Source organism: Ruegeria sp. P8 (assembly GCF_056534665.1).
Window position 1 is genome coordinate 402,693 of the sequence record NZ_JBQERC010000002.1, and the last position, 19,238, is coordinate 421,930.

The following is a 19,238-nucleotide window of genomic DNA, read 5'->3' on the forward strand; positions in this document are numbered from 1 at the left end:
GCAACAAGCCCGCAAAACCATCATCTGCCTATTTTTTAATCACTAGACCATAGGTGATTGCCACTGCAATCACCGCCGCCTAAACAAACGCAACAAAATGGAGGGCGCGCTGCATGACCACAGCTGCCATCATAGTCGCCGCAGGCCGCGGCATGCGCGCAGGGGGCGACGTCCCAAAACAGTGGCGCAGCCTTGCAGGTCGTCGCGTGGCAGACTGGACAATCGATCGGTTCCGCGGACAGGTCGCTCATATCGTTCTGGTCTTATCCGACGAAGACACTCTGGTCTGGGAGGAGTTTCGTGATACCGATCTGATCCTCGCCTCGGGCGGCACAGATCGCACGGGTTCTGTACGCAATGGTTTGAAGGCCCTGGCGCACCTCGACGTGAAGCGCGTCCTGATTCATGACGTTGCCAGACCCTGCGTTTCGTCACGCACCATTCAGGACGTCTTGAACGCATTGGATGCACATCAGGCCGCCGCCCCCGGACTGGCGGTGACTGACGCCTTGTGGATAGGACAAGACGGGGCCGTGACTGGCACACAAGACCGCAGCAACCTGTTTGCGGCGCAAACACCGCAAGGCTTTCACTATGACACCATCACCGCCGCCCATGCGGCGCATCCGGGCGGTGCTGCTGATGATGTTGAGGTTGCACGCGCTGCGGGGGTAGATGTCTGCATCGTACCGGGCGATGCGGACAACCTGAAGATCACCCGCCCCGAGGATTTTGCCCGGGCGGAACGTATCATGGGAATGGATATGGATGTAAGACTTGGCAACGGCTATGACGTGCACCGGTTTGGCGACGGGGATCATGTGGTCCTTTGCGGTGTGAAGGTTCCCCATGATCGCGGGTTGCAGGGGCATTCAGATGCGGATGTCGGGATGCATGCTGTAACCGACGCGATTTATGGCGCATTGGCGCAAGGGGATATCGGACAGCATTTTCCACCCTCGGATCCGCAATGGAAAGGGGCCGCCAGCGAGATCTTTCTGCGTCACGCGGTCGAACTGGCCGGACAGATGGGGTATCGCATCTCGAACGTGGATTGTACGCTGGTCTGTGAATACCCGAAGATTGGCCCTCACGCCGCTGTTATGCGCGAAGAAATGTCCAAAATCATGGGCTTGCGTGCCGATCAGGTCTCGGTCAAGGCCACCACGTCCGAGCGTCTGGGCTTCACCGGTCGCGGTGAAGGCATCGCATCGATTGCGACGGCCTGTCTGGTGAAATCATGAACGCGGCGCAGTTGATTGGTACCGTTGGCGGTGTCGGATATTTGCGCCCTGCCCCCGGCACCTGGGGTTCGCTGGCCGCGCTGCCGATGGCTTGGGGCCTGCACACGCTGGGGGGATTCCCATTGCTGGCAATCGCGACACTGGTGGTGTTCGCAGGCGGCCTGTGGGCCACGCGCGTGATGACCGACGGTCAGGACGATCACGACCCGTCGGAAATCGTTATTGATGAGGTTGCAGGCCAGTTCATTGCACTCTGGGCGATCTCATATCCGTCCTGGGCGCATGGGATCGACATTACCGCCCTCTGGCCCGGTTGGGTTGCCGGGTTTGCCCTGTTCCGCCTGTTCGACATCACCAAACCTGGCCCCGTCGGTTGGGCAGATCGTCGCGGCGATCCTATGGGAGTGATGCTGGACGACGTGATTGCGGGTATTCTCGCAGCCATTGGCGTGATGGTTCTGGCAGGCATCGCACACGGGGTTTTGGGCCTATGAACGTGCCCGACCTGCTGAACCGCGCCAAAGCGCAGGGCGTTATGATCGCCACAGCGGAAAGCTGCACCGGCGGTATGGTCGCTGCGGCCCTGACGGATATACCCGGCAGTTCGGCTGTCGTGGATCGGGGTTTTGTCACCTATACCAACAGGGCCAAACAGGACATGCTGGGTGTGTTGGCAGAAACCCTGGAGGCTTTCGGCGCAGTGTCCGAGCAGGTCGCTCGCGAAATGGCCGAAGGCGCATTGCGCAACTCACAAGCGCAGCTTGCCGTCGCGATTACCGGCATTGCCGGGCCGGGCGGGTCTGAATTTAAACCCGAAGGGCGCGTATGTTTCGGACTGGCCAGAGAAGGCCGGGAAACCCGAACCGAAACGATTGAGTTTGGCGCGCAAGGGCGGGATGCGGTGCGCCGCGCCGCGCGGGATCATGCGCTGGCGTTGCTTCTGAATGGGCTTTCATAACGCGCACCTTTTTTAAGCATTATCTGCCCATAGCCGCCAAAACCGTCATCACTTGAACAAAAGGCGACAAAATAGGCGACCAATTCGGGTGTTGCCTCTTTTTTCCTCACCTGCCCTCCGCTTCAAGGCTCTGCACATACACTCACTCGATCCCGGGCGTTGTCAGATGACCTGCCCGGGAAACCATGCAGGGAAAAGGAGAGCGGCCCATGAATGGAGCCGATACAGCCTGGATCATTGTTGCTACAGCACTGGTCCTTTTCATGACATTGCCGGGGCTGGCCTTGTTTTACGGCGGGCTTGTACGTGCCCGAAACGTGCTCAGCGTTTTTATGCATTGCTTTGCCATTGCCTGTTTGATGAGCATTCTGTGGCTGGTGGCCGGGTACTCTATCGCCTTTGGAGCCGGTGAAAGTGGGCTTTGGGGTGGTTTGGGCAAGGCTTTCCTCAACGGTGTTGATGTAGACAGCCTTGCTGGCACTCTCCCGGAAATCCTGTTCTTTGCCTTTCAGATGACCTTTGCCATCATCACCCCAGCCCTGATCGTGGGCGCATATGTCGAACGGGTGGGCTTTGGCTTTGTGCTGACCTTCTCGGCGCTGTGGATGCTGCTGTGCTATGCGCCTGTGGTTCACTGGATCTGGGGCGGTGGAATGCTGTCCGATGGTGGTATTTTGGGTGACATTGGCGTGCGTGATTTCGCTGGCGGTATCGTGGTGCACGAAACCGCTGGTCTGGCAGCCCTGATCATCGCCGTCATCCTTGGCCCGCGCCGAAACCGAACGACCCCGCCACATAGTCCCGGCTATGTCATGGTCGGCGCCGCGATGCTGTGGGTCGGCTGGTTCGGCTTCAATGGCGGTTCGCAACTGGCCGCGGACGGTGGCGCTGCGATGGCGATGACCGTTACCCACCTGTCCGCCGCAACCGCGTCACTGACATGGGCGCTTTGGGAACGCATCCGCTTTGGCAAAGCCTCGATGGTGGGTCTTGTCACCGGGACAATTGCAGGTCTGGCCTCGATCACGCCCGCTTCGGGTTTTGTGGGTCCGGTTCAAGCCCTCATCATCGGTGCTGTTGCGGGCATTCTGTGTCAGGAAGCCGTCAGTCTGGTGCGCAACAAGCTGAATATCGACGATACACTGGACGTGTTCGCGGTACATGGCGTCGGAGGCATCTTCGGCACCATCATGATCGCCCTGTTCGGCCTTGGCACATGGACCGCACAGTTGGGCGGGCTGGTTATCGTGGGTGTCTTTACGGCAGCTGTCACGTTTGTGTTGGTCAAACTGGTTGCACAGATCACACCACTTCGCGTAAACGCCGAGACCGAGACAAATGGCCTCGACCTCTCGGTACATGGTGAGCGGGCCTATGACATGAGCAGCTAAGCCCACCTTGGCTGCCTATCGCCCGCAAGGGCAAAAGCGGACCTGTCATGGGTCCGCTTTTCTAGTTTTCGCATCTTATCCACTTACGACACACCCAAAGCACCCTGAACCTTCAGGGCAAATGATCAGCCTGACGCAGGATGCGCATTGGTTCCCTTCGGAATTACGATCCGGCATTCCAGACCGCCAAGCGAGTTGGATGCACCCAGATCAAGCCGACTGTCATAGGCCTTTAACAAATCAACCGCGATGGCCAGCCCGAGGCCGCTGCCCGAAACAGAGGTATCCAGCCTCCCCCCCGATCGCAACGCCTCGCGGTGAGCGTCCTGAGGAATTCCCGGGCCATCGTCGTCAATCACAACTTCGATCCCGTTCGAGGTTCTCATGGCCGTCATGCGGACCTTGTGTTTGCACCATTTGACCGCGTTATCCAGCAGGTTGCCCAAAACTTCTTCGATATCCTGCGCGTCCATTCGCACCCAAAGACCCGGGTCGCGTTCGATTTCCAATGACTTTCCATCCCGCTCGGCCATGGTGGTGAACAGACGCGCCAGTCGATCAATCGAATGAGACAGATCAGTACGAGAATGGGTCAAATCTGCAGTGTTCAGCGCCCGCATTCTGGCCAAAGACCGGCCCAGTTGCGCGTCAATGCGGTCGAGAGCTTCCACAGCGGTTTCCGTAGAACCTCCCGCTTCGGACAACAGCAGCAGTTCATTGCGCATGATTGCAGTAGGCGTTTTCAGGGCATGGGCCAAATCTGCCGCCTGACGACGTGATCCCGATACGATTTCCCGGTTTCGACGCAAGAGCTGGTTCAGATCCTCGACCAGAGGAGACACCTCTTCTGGATAATCGCCTGGTTTAAGGTCTTCGTCCCGATCCCAACGATGCGCCACATCTGACCGAAGCTTTCTGAGTGGCGTCAGGATGATTGACATCAGCAGTAGCGATCCAACGACACCGATCAGACCGACCAGCGCAAAAACCGGAAGCAGGCTTTGTTGTGCAGCGCGGCGTTCCGCGACAAGCTGGGCCTGACTTTCGGCAACGCTGACCCCCCAGACCGTACCATCCTCATAAGTAATTTTCTGAAAGGCTCCTCGTAAAGCTTCGTTTTCCGGACCAGGCGTGTTCCAAAGCGTCGTTACATCAGGGTTCCCCGGCGGTTCGGCAATGACTTCATCAAACAGGGAAGCCGAGGTAAAGATCTCGCCTTCGCTGTTGCTGACTTGCCAGTATCTGCCGGAATACGGTGTGCCATAGGCTGGATCGAACATCAGATTCCGCAGCGCATCCGGGTCATGGGTCGTAACGCTCAACCCAACGACCAGTTGCGTGTGACGATCAAGTAGTGCGGTATCAAACCTGTCTGAAACGCGGGCATTGATGAACGAGAACACGGCCAGCGTACCGACACCCACTGAAAGGGCACCCGACGCGATCCCCCCCAGTAGAGCCCGTTGACGCAGGGATAACATCAGGCAGAGTCGATCATGTATCCGCGGCCCCGAATCGTTGTGATCAGATCAGGGCCAAGTTTTTTGCGCAGACGGGTTATGAAGACGGCAATGGTGTTCGAGTCCCTGTCTCCATCGTATTCGTAGATATGTTCCGACAACTCGGTCCTTGAGATCATACGCCCAACATTATGGGCCAGATATGTAAGAACAGCCAACTCCTGCGCGGTCAGGTCGATGGGCACGCCATCCGCCGTTACACGCCCGTTGCGGGTATCCAGCACAACATTTCCCATTTCGACGACGGGATTCAACTGACCGCTCTGCCGCCGCAGTATGGCACGGACCCGCGCTGCCAGTTCGGGCATATGGAATGGCTTGGTCATGTAGTCGTCCGCGCCTGCGTCCAATCCGTCGACCCTTTCGCTCCAGCCATCGCGGGCCGTGAGGATCAGCACCGGGGTCTTGATGCCCGCGCTGCGCCATTCCCGCAGAACTGAAATGCCATCGCGTTCCGGCAATCCAATATCGAGGATGATCATGTCATAGGGTTCTGTTGCACCCAGATGCAAAGCTTCCAGGCCGCTGTTCACAATGTCCACGACCCGACCTTCAGCGTTCAACAGTTTCTTGATCTGCTCGCAAAGGTGCGGTTCGTCTTCTGCCAGTAAAACTCTCATACTTGGGAATTATAGGCGTGCGAATGGCAGTTTAACCATTACTTTTTACCACCCCCGTTGCCGCCGCCGTTTCCGCCACCGTTACCACCCGAGTTGCCACCACCGTTACCACCGGAGTTGCCGCCACCGTTACCTCCGGAATTGCCGCCACCATTGCCGCGACCGCCACCGCTGTTCCCACGGTTGCCGCTTTGACCACCATTTGCGTTGGCAGAAGACTTGCCTTGAGATTTCGCATTGGCCGAGTTTCCGGGCGCAGATTTGGCCGCTTCTGAGATTTGTTTGCCGATCTTGGACCTGTTGGAAACGACAACGCCGGTTTTTGCGTTAACAATAACACTGACAATCTTCCCGTTCGGTTTTTTAACCAGCACGCGGTAGTAAACTTTGTCGGCCTGAAAAGCTCGCGCATCAATGGGCGTACCGCCAAAGACCTGTTCGACCCCTTTGATGACTTTCTGCAACCGGATTGCGTTGCCCGAGGTTGTTGCTTTGCGCAGTTCTGCCTGCTTCAGCTCACGAACGGCTGCATTGCCTTCTCCGGGCTGGAGAACGGCAACAAGAAACAAGATGGTTAAGAGCTTTCTCATCTTCAGCACTCTTTACTGCGCAACCACCTTAACAATCTATCGATTTCAACATGAACTGGCGATGAACGAACAGTTCGGCGTGGGTTCAATGATGATGGGTTTAGATAGCACCTGTCAGATATTGATTCCGGCAAGCGTTTTCTGTGTGTGCAAAGCGCGAAACACACTGCCGGCCCAAATGAAACCCGCGTTCGACCTACGAGGACCGCTATGAAAACCAATTTGACCGGCGTGCTGAAGGCCTCCGCTCTCGCAATCGCAATGTTGGGCTCCACCGCAATTGTGGCGGCAGTTGCCCTTCCTGATGTGGCCTATGCCAAAGACGGTAATGGCAACGGTGGGGGCAATGGTGGCGGTAAAGGAAACGGCGGCGGTAAAGGAAACAGCGACGGCGCCGGAAATGGCAAAGGCGGCGGTAATGGGGCGGCTAAAAGTGGTGGTTCAAAATCCGCCGGTAAGTCGGGGCGCACTACCTCTGGCGCAAAGGGTTCGAAGTCAAAATCTTCGAAGGGAAAATCGTTCTCTTTGAAAGAATTGTTTACCGGTAAGAAGTCCAAGAAAACTCAGACCAAGACCGCACCGTCAGCGCACGCGACAAAATCCAAGGTTCAAGTCGAGGAAACGGACCTGACCGATTCCCACAAGAAAGGGAACAAACTGGCTGCCGCGCTGGGCGTCCACCCTTCGGAACTGGGCGCACTGAACGCAGCCAACGCAAGTGAGAAGGCCCTTCAGAACGCTGCTCCGAATTCGCGCGTCGGTCGCATTGCAACCTATCGCGACACGGTTTTGGCTGGCGACAGCATCCGAGCTGAGCTTGCCGAAAAACAAGACCTTCTGGATGATATGACCCCGCCGGAGCGCTCCAGCGCTGAAATCAATGACGACCTTGAGGATGCGCTGGCCGATGTTCAGGAAAAGCAGGACATCGTCGATGATCTCGAACAGCAACTGGCAGATGCGGGAGGCACCAATCCTGATATCGAGGACGCACTTCAGGACGCAAACGATGATCTGCAAGCTTCCAAAGATGCCGCTGACAGCCTGAATGCCGAAAAACAGGCTGCCTTGGAGTACGAGGAAGCCGTGCAAGACGTCGAAGACCTGACTGACGCCGTTGAGCAGCAGTCACTCGATGAGCGCGCAGCATTGGAAGACGCTGCGAACAAACCCGTCACCGACGAGGTCGAGGCTGCTGTAAAGGCAATGCTTGGCCTGGATAGCTAACAGCTTTTGCCTTCATTCTTATGAAGTGGGCAAAAGACCGGGCCAGCTAAGTGATTACCAGCCGTTTGGCTGGCCCGACTTTCTCATAAAGATCCTGACTGCCAGGTTGTATTGCGCGCATGCTCTACGCAAGTTGGCAAAGGTTACTGAGAAAAAATTTAGCCCGCTCCAATTCGGAGCGGGCTTTATCTTTCCCTGATCAAGTTGATCCGGAAATCCATCGGACGTCTGATTTTCAGAAGTCCCGGTTCGCCTCTTCTAGTCGCTTGTTATTTACGATTTCTGTCAGTGCATTTTCGATAGGAGGGAAGCGACTGCTGCTCGAATTTGTATTACTTGAAACTTCGCCGTTCATGACGGGATTATGGGGTTGCATTGTCGCACATGCATACGGCGCAACCTCAATAGCAGTCTTGATCATGCTGTTCCCCTTCCATTCAACCGGACGTGGTTTGCCCGGCCTGTGCGATCAGTATGCCCCGAGCCAGTTGAACACTCAGAGAATACATTGTTCACATTATGTTAATGTTGTCGCGAAATCATGAACAACGACTAAGTAGCTAACAAAACAGGATATTTTTTCGTCAACAGATACAATCAAACTGGAAGAGCATAAAAATCTGACGCGCTCTCCCCACTCCGTAGGGTTGTTTCCTCCCTACGAAAGCGGCAGTTGGTCATGGCGAACGAGTCAGATTCCCTACATTGCTATAGAGAGCAAAATTGCGGCCGAAATTTAGAAACTTACAAGACAGCCGACGAAATTGCGACTAAGTTCAGCAGTTGTTCGACCGTCATGGAACAACAATGGGTAGGACCATGACGACAGATGGATCCTTAAAAGATCAAGAAAAGGTCTTCAGACCGTCCTGATAGCAATCCATTCGGTTCGCTAACCCGCGATCTGAGCAAAACCCCTGTCAGCATCAACGCTTCGGTTCAATAGATGCAAAAGCTCGACCTGGCTCGTCGCCCCTGTTTTGGAAAATATGGAACTTAGGTGCGAGCGAACTGTTGTCGGGCCAATGGACAGAGTCTCCGAAATCGTCTTCACTGTCATTCCCTCTTTCATCATCGCACATACCCGAAACTCGCATCTGCTGAGGTCGGCCGGATTATGTGGATCAAGGATCGGAACAAAGCGATTGTTGCTGTTGAACTTGGACCGGTGACTCCGAAGAACCTCGGAGTTGGCAGCAACTGTTCCGGGCAAGCGTTTGCTCCAGCCAGACGATAATGTTGGAGCCAGCGCACTTATCAGATCAAGTTCGAAGGTCTGCGGGTGAATACTGTAGTGAAGCTCAATGTAATCAACCTGCGCCCCGGTTACGTCCAGCGGAATCAGGATAACCTCCACCAGCCCCTCAGGCCTTTGGGGCCGACAATGGGACATTGGTGATGCGTCGGATAACACCAAGTCTGATAGTTTCCAGACTGAACCCGGCCTTGCCGTTGATATACATTCTCCAATAACCAACTCTGCCTGCGTTTGCGGCTGTGAAGGCCAGATTTTCCCCTGCTGGACACAACAGCGCGCAATATGCTTTGCCTTCCAATCCTTTTTCTGCATTCTGACAATTAGAACCGCATCAGCATTTGCCAGGCGCATTAAACAATTTACGGATCGAGACACGGAGCCATTACCGCATAGGGCCTGAGTCCACTCCACTACAAAGTCCAGACTCTCCCTCGCCTGAGCGCTCTTTAAAAAACTCACACTCATAACAATTAACCATTCAACCAAACAGACCGACCAAACAAACAGGTTCGGGTTACTACAACAAATTTGTGTTCCTTTCGAAGTCACAGCAACCGGAATTATAGGCTTGTCTGCGCGGGAAGTTTTCAAACAAAGGCTTTTTAGGAACTTTATATATCTGTTTTTAATATGCTTTTCTAAGTCTTGTCATCACTGAACCGCACGATGCCAATCCGCAAACGCCAGACCGGTCAGTAAAAATCAACCACCATCCCGCTCACAATTGCGACCCGGCTCAATTCATTGTTTCCGAAAAAGGGCGATTCGCTGAACGTTAATACGTTGTTAACGCAGGGTTAAATGTATTCGCCCAAAAGGGTGATTTTCTTCAATTGATTCAACCAAAAGGTGTATTTCAATTACCTTTGAAGGAAGGCACGCATTTCCCCCGTTCCTATTCTGATTCCCGAGCTAATGCATTTTCGCCTGGCTTGCGCTCAAGAATACGGAGCGCTGATAACATCTAACCTATTTGGGGGAAATAATGACTAAATTCATGAAGAAGTTTGTTAAGAATGAAAGCGGTGCAGCAATTGTCGAATATGGCCTGGCTCTTTTGGTCGTGGCGTCGATTGCAGTTGGCGCATTCTCGTATCTGGGCACCACTACCAACACAAACGTGACTGGTGCATGCGCTGCTCTGGGTAGCGCGACCTGCTGACCCAAACACACTTACCAAAATACAGAGCTCTGTGCCGCCGCGCCACTGTTGCGGCGCAGAGTTCACCGCCAGGAATTTCGCGAAAACAAGACGACCGAAGTTCCATATTTCAGAACGTAATTGTTGGAGAGAGTGATGCGTATCAGGCCAATCATTTCTACACTGTTTGGAATTGCGATAGCGTCCGGTTCCGTTTACCTGGCGAAAGATCACATTCAGTTTAAGACAAGCACTGCCGGTGTCTCGCCAGATGCCGATCTGGTTGAGATCTACGTGGCCCGATCAGAAATCGCGTTTGGTCAAACGATCGAAGCGCACGACGTCACAATTCACCCCTGGCCGCGCGAGGCGCTCCCGGCCGGAGTTTTCACGGACATTGATGTACTTGTTCCAAACAATCGCCGTCAGCTGCGGCGCGCCAAGGGCCGGTTCTATCCCGGCGAAGTAATGCTTCTTTCCAAGGTTTCGAACTTTGGAGAAAAAGTCACCCTTGTTCAGAAGTTGGGTGAAAACACACGCGCCATGGCGATCGAGGTCGATGCTGTAACAGCCGTGGGCGGTTTTGTTACCCCAGGCGATCACGTTGATATCGTCTTGACCCAAGGTGCCAAGCAGGACCTGCGCGCGGTCACCATCTTGCAGAATATTCGCGTCATTGGCGTGGACCAGCAGTCGGAAGAATTAAGCGATCAGCCGGAGGTCGCCCGCACGATTACGGTGGAAGTGACCCCGCAGCAAGGTCAACGTCTGGCCCTGGCTCAAAAGGCCGGAACCCTGAGCCTGACACTGCGCACCCTGGACAGCGTCGAGGATGAACCCATGGAGATGGTTCGCCTGCGCGATCTGTTGCAGGAGGAAGGACCGGTAGAAAAGGTGGATATTCAACCCACTGTAAAGCTGCGCCGGGGAACCGAGACTGAGGTTGTGACCATCCAGCGGCAACAGGAAGAAGCGGAACAGGCAACAGAAACTGCGCCCGCCGCCGAATTGCAACCTGATACCCAAAAAGATGCGCAGCTTGCGCCGGCGTCCGCGACTCCGCGCGTCAAACCCCGCATTCGCCCAATCAAAGTCAGTCAGACACCCGGTCAATAAGTTCAGCCATGCCAACTCGCGCTATCATATCCGCATTCGCCCAAGAGGAGAACGGCACCGTCGCGATCCTGTGGGGCACTGCTTTGGTCGCATTCCTTGGGTTCTTTGCAATCACACTGGACGTTGGCCGGTTGAATTCGACACATGCAGAGCTTCAGTCATTCGCCGACAACGTAGCTTTGGCCGCAGCGGGAGAGTTGGACGGCCAACCGGACGCGATTACGCGAGCCACAAATGCAGCAGCAAATCTTGTCAGCGACAGCCAGACATTCGCAAACGGGGCGACCACGCTTTCAGGATCTTCGGATTATACCCTCCTGTTTCACTCGGCGCTTCCGGCATCGGATCTGACCCCGCTTGGCGCAGATATTACAACCGATCCACGAAAGGCCAGGTTCGCGCAGATCGTGTTGACACCTAAATCCCTGACGATGAGCCTGGCTTCGGCGCTGGACAAAATGCTTGGTGGGGCTGGGTTTTCTGCTGCCAGCGTTTCAGCCGAGGCAGTGGCCGGATACTCGAAAGCGGCGTGCGATATCTCACCCCTAATGTTCTGCCTGCCCCCGAATTGGGAATCCACTTTGACCGTAGGCGACCAGATATTGCTGCGCAGTGGCGGCAACGGAACGGCTTGGGGTCCGGGCAATTTCGGCTTTATTGATCTGGCGAATTTCCAAGACAGCTCGGGTGTATGTGCCGACGAAGGGGGCAATAAGCTGGCCTGTCTGATCGCGGCGCAAAGCCAGATCACCCAATGTGTTCTGACCAATGGTCTGAATACCGAACCCGGCCAGAAGAACGGCATTACCAATGCTGCGTTCAACGTCCGCTTTGACATCTACCGCTCGGTTCTCAACGGTGAGAAGAACAATATCGATTTCGCGCCCGCACCGAATGTTATTAAGGGGATTGAAAGCAACGGTGGCGGCGCTTGCATTCAGGGTAATGAACAGACGACCCCTGATACAACAGGTTTGGGGCGCGACCTGTGCATGACGGCGGGCACCTGCGGTGGAAACAACCGTTTCGGTGACGGCAACTGGGATCGAACCGGGTACCTTAATCGAAACCACGATCTGGCAGATGGGATTGCCGACGGCATCGGCAGCGACACACATCTGCCACCACTGTCCGGGTCGGATACCGTTTTTTCCGGGACGCGGTATGGAATGTATCTGAGGGAAATAGCCTACGGGAACACGAACCCCTACGCGGCACCGAACGCAAATTCCATTCTTGACCCTTCACTTGCCGAAACCGGCCGTCCAATGTGTTCCAGCCAGATGTCCAACGACCCGGCACGGCGCGTTGTAACAGCTGCCGGTATTGATTGCGCGCTGAACCCAGTATCTGGTTCGACAACTGGGGTTCCGGTCACCAAATTTGTTGCCGTGTTCCTGACTGAACCGGTCGGTGATGACGGTGGCTCCCCCCCCAGTTTCGACATCCACGGAGAGGTCGTCGGTTTCCCCGATGTGACCGGTGTTGGCAGCGGCGGCAACGGGTTCGGCGGCATCTTTCGCGACGTCGTACAGTTGTATCGATAGGGGCAGAGTGTTCATGTGTATTCGCCTCAGATCCCCTTTCAAACGCTTCGCCAAAAACGAAGATGGTGCGATCCTTGTCGAGTTTGGCCTTGTCATGCCGATTATGCTGCTGCTGTTGGCGGTGACATTGGAATCCGCACGCCTCATGTGGTCGTACCAGTCGGTCATTGCCGGGGTCCGTGATGCCAGCCGTTATATGTCGCGCGTCACGCCCTCGGATATCTGTTCGTCTGGCGGAACTGTCGCGGGGCTCAGCACAACTCTGAAAGGGATTGTCGAGCGTGACATTCATGGCAACAGCCTGTTTCCACCCAGTATAACCGTCAACTCAGTAACGCCCAGCTTGTCCTGCGTGTCGGGCACGTATCGCATGAACCCGGCACCCGTCGGTCAGGTAAGCGCCAATATCACCGTTCAGTTCCCGCTGGGGGGCATTCTGAAGCTTTTCGGCAGCGGCGCGTCATCGATAACCACCGACGTCGCTGACACATCGCGGATATTTGGCCAATGACACGGTTGCGGAATAACCGCGCTATCTTGCGCCAGGTCGCGGACAAGATGCTGCGCGACCAGAATGGTGGGGTTCTTGTTGAGTTTGCCTTGGTGGTGTCCCTGTTTTCCTTCCTGTTCCTGGCATTGCTGGACTTTGGTCGGCTATCATACAGCGGAGTGAACGCGCAAAAAGCCGCACAGTTGGCGGCGCGCATCGCTGTGGTGCGCCCTGCGGCCTGTCCGGGTGTGCCACAAACCCACACGCGGGGAACATCCGCGTTGTCCCCTCGCTTTGGCACCCCATGCAGTGCGTCGGCTGGCGTATGTGCCGACCCCGTAACGCCAGCTTGTGTGGGTGACGCCACCAACACCACAGCATCTGAAATCTGGGGGCGCATCAACCCGTTGCTGCCCCCCGGCACGACGATTGACGCCTTGCAGTTTTCCTATGATTTCAATTCCAATCTGGGCTTCCTGGGTGGCCCTTACACACCCATGGTCACGGTTGAGCTGAACCTGAATGATTTTCAGTTCGTGTCGCCGCTGGCCGCGCTTGCAAACGCTGCGGGCGCAACCAGCAGCACAATTCCTTCAACAGCTGGGTTTTCCAATTTCAGCGTTTCGCTGCCTGCCGAAGACCTGGCATCAGGAGAGTCAGGTTAATGGTTAAGAACGTTTCTAGTCTCAATTCACATTCCGTCATGCTTGTATCTGAAAGCGAAACCGTCGCTCAGGTGGTCGCCAGTGCTTTTCCCGCCGGTCAAAATAACGAAATCTCAGAGAATGCGGGTTCGTTCAAAGCGTTGAACGGCACGGCGCGCAATCTGGCATTCAAGCATGACCTGGTTATTTTTGAAATCGACCCCTGCGACGCGGGCGAGGTTCTGGCTGTCAAAGACCTGCTGACCCATCGACAAGACGACACCTTGTTTGTTGCGCTGACGCAGAATGACGTTTCGATCTCGGTCGCCCGCGAGTTGCGGAAAATCGGCATCGACGAGGTTCTGCCCCTGTCCATTGACGAGGATGGGCTGAAAGCCGCAGTAGCAGAAAAAATCTCTTCCCGATCACTTCCGCAAGGGTTCATTCGAAATGGCCCCTCTGCCCTTGGCACGGTGATCCCGGTTGCAAAATCCCGCGGTGGAATCGGAGCGTCAACGGTCGCAGTCAACCTTGCCTGCTCGCTGGTGGGCGGGAAAGAATCCTTCCTGAGGAAAAAGGCGAAAAACCGCGTCGCGCTTCTGGATTTTGATCTGCAATTCGGAAACGCGAACGTGTTTCTGGATCTTGAAGATAACGGGGGATGCCTCCAACTCATCGAAAATCAGGAAGAGCCGGATGATCATTTCCTGACGTCGATCCTTCAGAACCATACGCTCGGCATTGATGTGTTGTGCGCGCCCGCGCCGCTGGTTCCGCTTCAATCCATACGACCGGGCTTGATCGAGGGGATGCTCGACCTGCTTCAGCGCCGGTACGACTATGTTGTCATCGACCTGCCCTGTGCCGTTGTGGAATGGGTCGAACCCATCTTTAAACGCGCGAACCAACTTGCACTGGTTACTGACACCACGGTTCCGTGTGTTCGCCAGACCCGGCGCCTGATCGATTTCTATCGCGAGGCGAACGTGGCCCTGCCCGTCGAGGTTGTCGTGAACCGCGAACGGAAGACGCTGATCAAACCCGCACACGTTCGCGAGGCCGAAAAAGTGCTGGAAACGAAACTGAAGCACTGGCTGCCGGACAATCCCAAGATTGCGCGAAACGCAGTCGATCTGGGACGACCGATTGTGGACATGAAGCCGCATTCGGACCTTGGCAAGGCCCTGACGAAACTGGCTGCGTCCATGTCCGAAGGCACCCGGCCAGCCACACAAAAAACTGCATAATGGGAGATCGCCGTGTTTAACGAGTACAAATCACGCCGGGCCGCGTCCAAGTCGAACGTGTTGGTTCTGGAACGGCCGATCGAGGTGCCAAAGTCCAAAGCAACACCAGAGCCGGTGGACGTTGACCTGCAAGCGCATCTGGAGCTTAAAAGCCGCCTGCACAGTGAGCTTCTCGACCGTCTGAACCTGTCTGTGATCGACAAGGTCGAACGGTCCGAACTGAAACGTCAGATCGCCGCGCTGGTCACAGGGCTGATCGAGGCCGAACGCCTTCATTTACGGTCCGAGGCATTTACGGCCCTTGTTGATGAGCTCATTCACGAAGTGATGGGTCTGGGCCCGCTGGAACCCCTTTTGGAAGACCCGACCATCAACGACATTCTCGTCAACTCTTATGATCAGGTCTATGTGGAACGATTTGGCCTGCTGGAGCAATCCTCCGTGCGCTTTCGCGACGAACGCCATCTGCTTCGGATCATTGACAAGATCGTCAGCCGGGTCGGCCGCCGTATTGATGAATCCCAGCCATGGGTCGATGCGCGTCTGGAAGACGGAAGCCGGGTCAACGCGATTATCCGCCCGTGTTCAGTTGATGGGCCGGCGCTGTCGATCCGCAAATTCTCGCGCAATCCTCTGACCATCGACAAGTTGGTCCAGCGGGACAGCATGAACGAACAGGCAGCCAAGCTTCTGGCCGCGCTGGTCGAAGCCAGGCTGAACATTCTGATTTCTGGCGGCACCGGTTCGGGCAAGACAACAATGCTGAACGCCGTTTCATCCTATATCGACGGCAAGCAGCGTATCGTGACAATCGAAGATGCAGCGGAACTTCAGTTACAGCAAAGCCATGTCGTACGCTTGGAAACCCGCCCCCCAAACTCGGAAGGTCAAGGGGTGATCACGCAACGCGATCTGGTGCGCAACGCGCTCAGGATGCGGCCTGACCGCATTATTGTCGGCGAAGTCCGTGGTTCCGAATGCTTTGACATGCTTCAGGCCATGAATACGGGACATGACGGCTCCATGACGACCGTACATGCGAATTCGGCCCGCGATGCGCTCAGCCGGGTCGAACAGATGGTGACAATGCTGGGGGCGGACCTGCCCGTCAGAACCATCCGGTCTCAAATCGCCTCGGCCATTCAGATCGTCCTGCAACTCAGCCGACTGAGCGACGGGACACGCAGGGTCGTCAGCATCTCGGAAATCACGGGCATGGAAGACGATACGATCACGATGCAGGACATCTTTGTTTTCAAGCGCCGTGGCAAGTCTGAGAATGGCGACGTTTTGGGAGAGTTCCTGCCGACCGGCATACGGCCAAAATGCTTCGACCAACTGGTGGCGGCTGGTGTCGATGTGGACACCAACATGTTTATTCACGGGGCAACGGCATCATGATTGACCTTCAGCCCAACATACTGAACATCCTGATCTACGTGTCGATTTTTCTGGGTATTCTGCTTGCCTACGAAGGCGTTCACCAGCTTCTGGCGCGCAAGGAAACGCATGGCGAAGCCCGAAACCGCCGCATGAAACTGATCCAGAACGGGGCTTCGACGGATCAGGTGTTGCAGCTGCTCCGCGATCCCGCAATGATGGCCGCTGGCGAAAAAGCCGGGCTGATTACGCGGTTTCGCCGTCTGCTTGTGCAAGCCGGTTTGGCGGTCAACCCGATTTGGGTCGTGCTCGCCGTCTCCCTTCTGGTTTTGATGATCTTTTTCGGGGCTTCCCGGTTCCTTGCCCCGGAACTGGCAGTCATTCTGAGCGCTGTGTTCGGCCTCATCGGCCCGGTTATCGTGCTGGTCGCCATGAAAGACGCCCGCGCGAAGAAACTGACGAAACAATTGCCTGACGCGTTAGACCTGATGGCCCGGGGGCTGAAGGTGGGGCATCCCGTTGCAGTGACGGTTGGAAACGTTGCCTCTGATCTGCCGGATCCGATCGGGTCAGAGTTTGGCATCATCAAAGACCAGATCAACTATGGTGATGACGTCGCGACCGCCTTTCACGACTTTGCGCACCGCGTCGGAACAGAGGATGCAAAATACCTTGCTGTAAGTATCGGCATTCAGCATGGAACTGGCGGCAACCTGTCCCGCGTTCTAAGCATTCTGTCCCAGACCATCCGGGACCGGCACACGATGCAAAAGAAGATCAAGGCAATTTCCGCCGAAGGTCGCCTGAGCAGCCTTATCCTCACGATTTTGCCGGTCATCATTTATCTTTCGATCGAGGTCTCCTCCCCAACATTTTACGGCGACGTACGCAGCGATCCGCTGTTTCCGTATTTCGCCCAGGTGATCATTGGCCTGACAATTGCCCAGGGTTTCATCCTGAAGCGGCTGGTTAAATTCAGATTCTAAGGGGAAATGGGATATGGATATTCTTCAGGACATTCTAAACGATCCGCGCATCACACCGCAGTTGATCCTGTTGGTCGGAATTGCCCTTAGTGTTTTTTTTGTCGTCATGGGCCTTTCCGGATTTACGGCAAGTGAAAACACGGCAGCACGCCGTATGCGCGTTGGGTCGGTTTCACAAGGGCATGGGCAGGATTTTGACCTTATCCAGGGTGACAACAGCGACCCGCACGGGCTGCTGAAGGCCTTCGTCCCGTCGTCAAAACGCGAACGCTCCAGGATCGGGAAGCTGTTGAAACAGGCCGGAATTCGGCAAAAGCACGCCATTCGCACCTATTATACCTTTCGGGTCGTCCTGGGATTTGTGTTGCCTGCCGCGTTCGTCGCAACCATGGCTTTGCCGATCGAAACGCAAGTTCAGTTAGGGATCGCCGACCTTTTGCAGGGTGTTACGTGGGTTAACACAATGCAGGTCGTGACGGCTCTGATGGTCTTGGGCTTTTATGGCCCGGCACTGTGGTTGCGACGTCGCATAAAGAAACGCCGCCAGGCCATCGAACACAGCCTGCCAAACGCGCTTGACCTGTTGCAAGTCGCCATCGAGGCCGGGCTGGGCTTTGACGCGGCGATGATCCGGGTCTCGCATGAAATGGCTAAGGCAGCTCCGGAAATCTCGCAGGAGTTTTCGATTCTTCAACTGGAGTTGCAGGCAGGCAAAGAACGTCAGGCCGCCTTTCTGGACATGGCGAACCGGGTCGGTATCGACGAGATGAACTCGTTCGCGAACGCCTTTTTGCAATCCAACCAGTACGGCACCAGCATATCCGCATCGTTACGCCGCTTCGCCACTGACATGCGGCTTGACCGAGAACTTCGCGCCCAGGAAAAGGCAAACCGTCTGCCTGTGCAGATGTCTGCTGTGATGGCCATGTGCATGATGCCTGTCCTGTTGCTGATTTGTCTGGCACCAATGCTGATCCGGTGGGTCAACATGTTCGGGCAAGGGTAACGCAGCGACAATGGTGTTCGCATAGCTGACTACCCGGAAACAGCGGACCTTAGGGGGGTCCGCTTTTCTTTTGTTCCAACAGCTCTCGACTCCGGGCCAAGGGTCGGGCTATCAGCCCGAAACATCATTTCATCGCCGAGGTCCCGCCATGATCCCCAGTTCTTTTCCCGATAGCACTGAAATCGCTCGCCTGACGGCCCGGATGCTGCTGGAGATCAAGGCCGTCCACTTCAACGCGCGCGAGCCGTTCACGCTGGCAAGTGGCCTTCCCAGCCCGACCTATATCGATTGCCGCAAGCTGATCTCCTACCCGCGCATTCGTTCCACGCTGATGGATTTTCTGACCGTTACGGTGATGCGGGACGCGGGTTTTGAAGCCTTTGACAACATTGCGGGCGGCGAAACTGCGGGCATCCCCTTTGCCGCGATGGTGGCCGAACGTATGGCATTGCCGATGACCTACGTGCGCAAAAAACCCAAAGGTTACGGGCGCAACGCCCGCATTGAAGGCGCAATGAGCGAAGGTGAACGCGTGTTGCTGGTCGAGGACCTGACTACCGATGGCGGTTCGAAACTGTCCTTCGTCGATGCAATTCGCGAGACTGGTGCCACCTGCGGGCATACGGCTGTGATTTTTTACTACGGTATCTTCCCCGAAACCGAGAAGACGCTGGGCGACCATGGTGTAAAGCTGCATCACCTTTGCACGTGGTGGGACGTTCTGGCCGAGGCCAAGGCGCAAAAAGCCTTTGATCAGGAAACACTTGACGGGGTCGAGGCGTTTCTGAACGACCCGCGAGGCTGGCAGGACGCGCGAAAATCGTGATTTTCAGCCTGTGGACGGCTTGGGGATAGTTGATTTTCGAATCGCAT

The 19,238-nt window shown here is 55.7% G+C and carries 20 protein-coding genes; 15 read left to right on the forward strand and 5 right to left on the reverse strand.

Going from position 1 to position 19,238, the window contains the following annotated elements:
• The first annotated feature begins 113 nt into the window (after positions 1 to 113).
• From ACR0BZ_RS05350 to ACR0BZ_RS05365, 4 genes are all read left to right on the forward strand, one after another.
• On the forward strand, positions 114 to 1,244 hold the full coding sequence (locus ACR0BZ_RS05350) for a bifunctional 2-C-methyl-D-erythritol 4-phosphate cytidylyltransferase/2-C-methyl-D-erythritol 2,4-cyclodiphosphate synthase (protein WP_480919648.1): 1,131 nt from the start codon (positions 114 to 116) through the stop codon (positions 1,242 to 1,244).
• The gene (locus ACR0BZ_RS05355; RefSeq protein WP_480919649.1) at positions 1,241 to 1,738 is read left to right on the forward strand and encodes a phosphatidylglycerophosphatase A family protein; all 498 of its coding nucleotides are present in this window, start codon (positions 1,241 to 1,243) and stop codon (positions 1,736 to 1,738) included. Before ACR0BZ_RS05350 ends, ACR0BZ_RS05355 begins: the two co-directional genes overlap by 4 nt.
• Positions 1,735 to 2,202, forward strand: coding sequence for a CinA family protein (locus ACR0BZ_RS05360; RefSeq protein ID WP_480919650.1), 468 nt, complete (start codon positions 1,735 to 1,737; stop codon positions 2,200 to 2,202). The genes ACR0BZ_RS05355 and ACR0BZ_RS05360 overlap by 4 nt, the downstream gene beginning before the upstream one ends.
• A gap of 209 nt (positions 2,203 to 2,411) precedes the next feature.
• Positions 2,412 to 3,593: an ammonium transporter gene (locus tag ACR0BZ_RS05365; RefSeq protein WP_480919651.1), complete on the forward strand. Its 1,182-nt coding sequence runs from the start codon at positions 2,412 to 2,414 to the stop codon at positions 3,591 to 3,593.
• 125 nt (positions 3,594 to 3,718) lie between these two features.
• On the opposite strand, the gene ACR0BZ_RS05370 is transcribed toward ACR0BZ_RS05365, so the two are convergent.
• Genes ACR0BZ_RS05370 through ACR0BZ_RS05380 form a run of 3 tightly spaced genes read right to left on the reverse strand, consistent with a single transcriptional unit; the run spans position 3,719 to position 6,323 of the window.
• The gene (locus tag ACR0BZ_RS05370; protein ID WP_480919652.1) at positions 3,719 to 5,074 is read right to left on the reverse strand and encodes an ATP-binding protein; all 1,356 of its coding nucleotides are present in this window, start codon (positions 5,072 to 5,074) and stop codon (positions 3,719 to 3,721) included.
• Complete coding sequence (locus tag ACR0BZ_RS05375) at positions 5,074 to 5,733, reverse strand: response regulator transcription factor (protein ID WP_209503754.1); 660 nt, start codon at positions 5,731 to 5,733, stop codon at positions 5,074 to 5,076. Before ACR0BZ_RS05375 ends, ACR0BZ_RS05370 begins: the two co-directional genes overlap by 1 nt.
• A gap of 38 nt (positions 5,734 to 5,771) precedes the next feature.
• Positions 5,772 to 6,323 carry a PepSY domain-containing protein gene (locus ACR0BZ_RS05380; RefSeq protein WP_480537998.1) on the reverse strand — a complete coding sequence of 184 codons (552 nt, stop codon included), beginning with the start codon at positions 6,321 to 6,323 and terminating at the stop codon, positions 5,772 to 5,774.
• 210 nt (positions 6,324 to 6,533) lie between these two features.
• On the opposite strand from ACR0BZ_RS05380, the gene ACR0BZ_RS05385 reads away from it, so the two are divergent.
• Complete coding sequence (locus tag ACR0BZ_RS05385; RefSeq protein ID WP_480919653.1) at positions 6,534 to 7,550, forward strand: hypothetical protein; 1,017 nt, start codon at positions 6,534 to 6,536, stop codon at positions 7,548 to 7,550.
• 235 nt (positions 7,551 to 7,785) lie between these two features.
• On the opposite strand, the gene ACR0BZ_RS05390 is transcribed toward ACR0BZ_RS05385, so the two are convergent.
• A complete protein-coding gene (locus ACR0BZ_RS05390; RefSeq protein WP_480473092.1) occupies positions 7,786 to 7,971 on the reverse strand; it encodes a hypothetical protein in 186 nt (61 codons plus the stop codon).
• Between the two features lie 471 nt (positions 7,972 to 8,442).
• The gene (locus ACR0BZ_RS05395; RefSeq protein ID WP_480480665.1) at positions 8,443 to 8,907 is read right to left on the reverse strand and encodes a helix-turn-helix transcriptional regulator; all 465 of its coding nucleotides are present in this window, start codon (positions 8,905 to 8,907) and stop codon (positions 8,443 to 8,445) included.
• Between the two features lie 898 nt (positions 8,908 to 9,805).
• On the opposite strand from ACR0BZ_RS05395, the gene ACR0BZ_RS05400 reads away from it, so the two are divergent.
• The 10 genes from ACR0BZ_RS05400 to ACR0BZ_RS05445 all read left to right on the forward strand — a co-directional run bounded on the left by ACR0BZ_RS05400 (position 9,806) and on the right by ACR0BZ_RS05445 (position 19,191).
• Positions 9,806 to 9,970: a Flp family type IVb pilin gene (locus ACR0BZ_RS05400; RefSeq protein ID WP_267367933.1), complete on the forward strand. Its 165-nt coding sequence runs from the start codon at positions 9,806 to 9,808 to the stop codon at positions 9,968 to 9,970.
• 135 nt (positions 9,971 to 10,105) lie between these two features.
• Positions 10,106 to 11,065: a Flp pilus assembly protein CpaB gene (gene cpaB, locus ACR0BZ_RS05405; protein WP_480480662.1), complete on the forward strand. Its 960-nt coding sequence runs from the start codon at positions 10,106 to 10,108 to the stop codon at positions 11,063 to 11,065.
• An 8-nt stretch (positions 11,066 to 11,073) separates the two neighbouring features.
• Positions 11,074 to 12,612 carry a pilus assembly protein TadG-related protein gene (locus tag ACR0BZ_RS05410; RefSeq protein WP_480869390.1) on the forward strand — a complete coding sequence of 513 codons (1,539 nt, stop codon included), beginning with the start codon at positions 11,074 to 11,076 and terminating at the stop codon, positions 12,610 to 12,612.
• A 13-nt stretch (positions 12,613 to 12,625) separates the two neighbouring features.
• The gene (locus ACR0BZ_RS05415; RefSeq protein WP_480517257.1) at positions 12,626 to 13,123 is read left to right on the forward strand and encodes a TadE/TadG family type IV pilus assembly protein; all 498 of its coding nucleotides are present in this window, start codon (positions 12,626 to 12,628) and stop codon (positions 13,121 to 13,123) included.
• Entirely contained in the window at positions 13,120 to 13,767 is a 648-nt protein-coding gene (locus tag ACR0BZ_RS05420; RefSeq protein ID WP_267367915.1) for a TadE/TadG family type IV pilus assembly protein, read from the forward strand. Before ACR0BZ_RS05415 ends, ACR0BZ_RS05420 begins: the two co-directional genes overlap by 4 nt.
• 38 nt (positions 13,768 to 13,805) lie before the next feature.
• A complete protein-coding gene (locus tag ACR0BZ_RS05425) occupies positions 13,806 to 14,993 on the forward strand; it encodes a CpaE/TadZ family protein (RefSeq protein WP_480919654.1) in 1,188 nt (395 codons plus the stop codon).
• A 12-nt stretch (positions 14,994 to 15,005) separates the two neighbouring features.
• Positions 15,006 to 16,394, forward strand: a complete 1,389-nt coding sequence (locus ACR0BZ_RS05430; protein WP_348540371.1) for a TadA family conjugal transfer-associated ATPase — start codon at positions 15,006 to 15,008, stop codon at positions 16,392 to 16,394.
• Entirely contained in the window at positions 16,391 to 17,359 is a 969-nt protein-coding gene (locus tag ACR0BZ_RS05435; RefSeq protein ID WP_480919655.1) for a type II secretion system F family protein, read from the forward strand. Before ACR0BZ_RS05430 ends, ACR0BZ_RS05435 begins: the two co-directional genes overlap by 4 nt.
• 13 nt (positions 17,360 to 17,372) lie before the next feature.
• Complete coding sequence (locus ACR0BZ_RS05440) at positions 17,373 to 18,365, forward strand: type II secretion system F family protein (RefSeq protein WP_480919656.1); 993 nt, start codon at positions 17,373 to 17,375, stop codon at positions 18,363 to 18,365.
• 148 nt (positions 18,366 to 18,513) lie between these two features.
• Positions 18,514 to 19,191, forward strand: a complete 678-nt coding sequence (locus ACR0BZ_RS05445) for an orotate phosphoribosyltransferase (RefSeq protein ID WP_267366868.1) — start codon at positions 18,514 to 18,516, stop codon at positions 19,189 to 19,191.
• The last annotated feature ends 47 nt before the right edge of the window (positions 19,192 to 19,238 follow it).